This is a genomic window from Streptomyces sp. NPDC059853 (genome assembly GCF_042731495.1).
Lineage (GTDB): Bacteria > Actinomycetota > Actinomycetes > Streptomycetales > Streptomycetaceae > Streptomyces.
Genome location: NZ_JBHWJL010000375.1, coordinates 1 through 4,355, shown reverse-complemented (window position 1 = coordinate 4,355; position 4,355 = coordinate 1). Strand labels below are relative to the sequence as shown.

The window sequence follows — 4,355 nt, the reverse complement described above, 5'->3', positions numbered from 1 at the left end:
GGGGCGGCTCCCCCGCCGTCCGGCGGCCCGCCCCCGCCGGGTCCTGGCCGGCGCCCCGCCCCGGCGGCGGGCGCGGCTGGGCGCTGGCCTACGCGCTCACCCCGGCGCTGCGGGCGCTGCTGCTGTGGGTGGCCTGGGTGCCCTCGCTGCTGCTGGCCTACGTGCTGCCGTCCTCCGGCGGCGCCGCCGAACTGGCGCTGCGGCTCCCGGCGCTGGTGGTGCTGGGCATGGTGTGTCACGCGCTGTTCCTCACCGCGGCGGTCCGGCTGGCCGGACGGGCGCTGCGGCCCGGCACGCACCCGGTGCACAGCGTGCCGGGCTGGGCGGCCTGGCTGACGCACGATCTGATGGACACCTCCCGGCGCACGCTGTTCCCGCTGTACGCCTCGCTGTTCACCCCGGTGTGGCTGCGGATGCAGGGGGCGCGGATCGGGCGCGGCGTAGAGGCGTCCACGGTGCTGGCGCTGCCCTCACTGCTGCGGGTGCGGGACGCGGCGTTCCTGGCGGACCAGGTGCTGGCGGCGCCGTACGAACTGCGCGGCGGCTGGGTACGGCTGGGGGTCAGCCGGGTGGGCGAGCGGGCCTTCGTCGGCAACTCGGGCCTGGTGGGCCCGGGCCGGCGCGTGGCCGACGAGGCGCTGGTCGGTGTGCTGACGGACACTCCGGAGCAGGTGCCGGCGGGCTCGTCGTGGCTGGGCAATCCGGCGCTGCGGCTGCGCCGGGTGGCCGAGCCGCACGAGGTGGCCCGTACCTACGCGCCGCCGCCGCGGCTGCGGGTGGCGCGGGCGGCCGTGGAACTGTGCCGGGCGGTGCCGCTGCTGCTGGCCGGGATGCTGCGGCTGGCGGTGCTGGCGGCGCTGCTGCTGGTGTGGAGCACCGGCGGCGGCTGGGCGGTGCTGCTGGTGTGCGGTCCGCTGCTGTGCGCGGCGGGGCTGGTCGCGGGCGCGCTGACCACGGCGGCCAAGTGGCTGCTGATGGGGCGGTTCCGGGCCGGGCGGCATCCGCTGTGGAGCGCGTTCGTGTGGCGCAACGAGTTGTACGACTGCTTCGTCGAGGTGCTCGCGGTGCCGTGGCTGGTGCAGCCGGCGACGGGCACGCCGCTGCTGAACGGGTGGCTGCGCAGCCTGGGCGCGCGGGTGGGGCGCGGCGTGTGGTGCGAGTCGCACTGGCTGCCGGAGCCGGACCTGGTGCGGCTGGGCGAGGGGGCGAGCGTGAACCGGGGCTGTGTGCTCCAGACGCATCTCTTCCACGACCGGGTGATGCGTCTTGACGGGGTGGCGGTCGCCGCGGCGGGCACCGTGGGGCCGCACAGCATCACGCTGCCGGGCAGCGAGGTCGGCGCGGGCGCCTCGGTGGGGGCCGGTTCGCTGGTGATGGCGGCCGAGCGGGTGCCGGGCGGCGGGCGCTGGCAGGGGAATCCGGTCCGGCCGCTGGTCGCCGGCCGGCCCGCGGAGCAGCCGGCCCGGACGGCCGGCTGACGGTGCGGGGCCGGGCCGCCGCCGCTGGGCCGGCGGCCCGGCCCCGCGCACGACCGCCGACGGGCTACCCGTCCTCCTCCGGGGCGGCCAGCGCGTCCGGATCGGGGCGGGTGGGCAGCACCTCGGCGATCCAGTGGGCCGCCGTGGTCTCCATGTCCACGTCGCTGCGGCAGCGCTCCGACAGCAGCAGCCGGTGTTCCAGCAGTTCGTGGTAGAGCTGGGCGGTGTCGATGCTGCCGCGCAGTTCGCGGGGGACCAGACGCACCGCGGGGCGGAAGACGTCACGCACCCAGCGGTGGGCCAGCACCTCGGGGCGGGCGCCGAGCGGGTCGCCGGGCGCGTAGTCCTCCTGGCCGGCCATCCAGGTCTCCAGGTCGTTCAGCAGACTGCGGGCCTGGTTCTCCTCGGCGTCCAGGCCGGTCAGCCGCAGCAGTTGCCGCTGGTGGTGTCCGGCGTCCACGACCTTGGGCAGGAAGGCCACCTTGTCGCCGTCCGGGGAGCGCTGGATCTGCATCTCGGCGACGTCGAAGCCCAGATCGTTGAGCCGCCGGATCCGGCGGTCGATGTAGTGCCGCTTGTCGCGCGGGTAGACGGAGGTGCGGGTCAGTTCGTGCCACAGCTCGCCGTACCGCTCGACGATGGCCAGGCCGAAGGCGACCGGGTCGACGGCCGGGTGCAGACTGCCGCCCGCCTCCAGATCCATCAGCTCGCCCGCGATGTTCACCTGGGCGACCTCGATGTCGTACGCGCGCTGCCCGTCCGTCAGCCGGGGCTGGATCTGCCCGGTCTCGGCGTCCACCAGATAGGCGGCGTACGCGCCCGCGTCGCGGCGGAAGAGGGTGTTGGACAGCGAGCAGTCGCCCCAGGCGAAGCCGCTCAGGTGCAGCCGCACCAGCAGGACGGCCAGCGCGTCCAGCAGCCGCTTGATGGTGTCCGGGCGCATGGTGGTCTCGAACATCGAGCGGTAGGGCAGCGAGCCCTTCAGCTGCCGGGTGATGAGCACCGGTTCCAGCGGTTCGCCCTCGGCGCCGGTGCGGCCGGTGACCACGGCGAGCGGGTCGACGGCCGGTACCGCGAGCCGGTCCAGGTCGCGCAGCAGGGCGTACTCGCGCACCGCCGCCCACTCCCCCACCTCCTTGACGGCGACCACCTCGTCGCCCGCGCGGGCGAAGCGCACCACGTGCCGGGAGATGCCGCGGGGCAGGGCCACCAGGTGCTCCTCGGGCCACCGTTCCAGGGGGACGTCCCAGGGCAGGTCGAGCAGTGTCGCCGGGTGCGAGGGGTCGGTGGCGGTGATCCGGAGGTCCATGGCCCCAGTGTGCGGCAGGGGGCGCGCGGCGCGGCACGGGGGCGCCGGATCGCGGACACAGCGGTGCGCCGGGGCGGTGGCCTGGTTGCATGGGTACCGACCACGACCCCGAACGGCGGGAGATGACACGATGACGGGACAGGCGCAGATCGGTGTGACCGGACTGGCGGTGATGGGGCGCAACCTGGCGCGCAACCTCGCCCGGCACGGCCATGTGGTGGCGGTGCACAACCGGACGGCGGCCAGGACCCGGCAGTTGGTGGAGGAGTTCGGCCACGAGGGTGAGTTCGTGCCGGCGGAGTCGGCGGCGGATTTCGTGGCCTCGCTGCGCCGCCCGCGCCGGCTGGTGATCATGGTGAAGGCCGGGGCGGCCACCGACGCGGTGATCGACGAGTTCGCGCCGCTGCTGGAGAGCGGCGATGTGATCGTGGACGGCGGCAACGCGCACTTCGAGGACACCCGGCGGCGCGAGGCGGCGCTGCGCGAGCGGGGGCTGCACTTCGTGGGCTGCGGCATCTCCGGCGGTGAGGAGGGCGCGCTGAACGGTCCGTCCATCATGCCGGGCGGCTCCGCCGAGTCCTACCGGAGCCTGGGCCCGCTGCTGGAGTCGATCGCCGCGCGGGTGGACGGCGAGCCGTGCTGCACGCACATCGGCCCGGACGGGGCCGGCCACTTCGTGAAGATGGTGCACAACGGCATCGAGTACGCCGACATGCAGCTGATCGCGGAGGCCTACGACCTGCTGCGCCGGGTGGCGGGGTACGAGCCGGCCCGGATCGCCGAGGTGTTCCGCACCTGGAACCAGGGGCGGCTGGACTCGTATCTGATCGAGATCACCGCCGAGGTGCTGGGGCACACCGACGCGGCCACCGGCCGGCCGTTCGTGGACGTGGTGGCGGACGCGGCGGAGCAGAAGGGCACCGGGCGGTGGACGGTGCAGACGGCGCTGGACCTCGGGGTGCCGGTGTCCGGGATCGCGGAGGCGGTGTTCGCGCGGTCGCTGTCGGGGCACGGCGCGCTGCGCGGGGCGGCGCAGCAACTGCCGGGTCCGGTGCGCCCCGAGCTGCACCCGGACGACGCGGCGCAGTTCGCGGACCAGGTGGAGGCGGCGCTGTACGCGTCGAAGATCGTGGCGTACGCGCAGGGCTGGCACCAGATCACGGCGGGCAGCGCGGAGTACGGCTGGGACATCGACCCGGGCGCGGTGGCGGCGATCTGGCGCGGTGGCTGCATCATCCGGGCGCGGTTCCTGGACGAGATCCGGGCGGCGTACGCGGGCGGGAAGCCGCCGGTGACGCTGCTGACGGACCCGACCTTCCGGGAGGCGCTGGAGCGGGCGCAGAACGCCTGGCGGCATGTGGTGGCCACGGCGGCGCAGCTGGGGGTCCCGGCGCCCGGGTTCTCGGCGGCGCTGGCGTACTACGACGCGCTGCGGGCCGAGCGGCTGCCGGCGGCGCTGGTGCAGGGGCAGCGGGACTACTTCGGGGCGCACACCTACCGGCGCACCGACCGGGAGGGGTCGTTCCACACGCTGTGGGGGCAGGACCGTTCGGAGGTGGAGGCCTGAG

The 4,355-nt window shown here is 75.2% G+C and carries 3 protein-coding genes; 2 read left to right on the top strand and 1 reads right to left on the bottom strand.

The genetic code is table 11. The annotated features are described in order from the left end of the window. The coding region (locus ACFV5N_RS25200; RefSeq protein WP_385604066.1) for a Pls/PosA family non-ribosomal peptide synthetase at positions 1–1,478 on the top strand (1,478 nt) is incomplete at its 5' end. 64 nt (positions 1,479–1,542) lie between these two features. On the opposite strand, the gene ACFV5N_RS25195 is transcribed toward ACFV5N_RS25200, so the two are convergent. Next, positions 1,543–2,787 (bottom strand): DUF4032 domain-containing protein, encoded by a 1,245-nt coding sequence (locus tag ACFV5N_RS25195; RefSeq protein ID WP_385604063.1) that lies wholly within the window; start codon positions 2,785–2,787, stop codon positions 1,543–1,545. A 130-nt stretch (positions 2,788–2,917) separates the two neighbouring features. On the opposite strand from ACFV5N_RS25195, the gene gndA reads away from it, so the two are divergent. Next, entirely contained in the window at positions 2,918–4,354 is a 1,437-nt protein-coding gene (gene gndA, locus ACFV5N_RS25190; RefSeq protein WP_385604060.1) for an NADP-dependent phosphogluconate dehydrogenase, read from the top strand. Position 4,355: the final 1 nt, after the last annotated feature.

What these genes read in the sequence shown, in the direction of transcription:
- gndA (WP_385604060.1), top strand. Translation starts at nt 2,918, where the DNA reads ATGACGGGACAGGCGCAGATCGGTGTGACCGGACTGGCGGTGATGGGG.
- ACFV5N_RS25195 (WP_385604063.1), bottom strand. Translation starts at nt 2,787, where the DNA reads ATGGACCTCCGGATCACCGCCACCGACCCCTCGCACCCGGCGACACTG.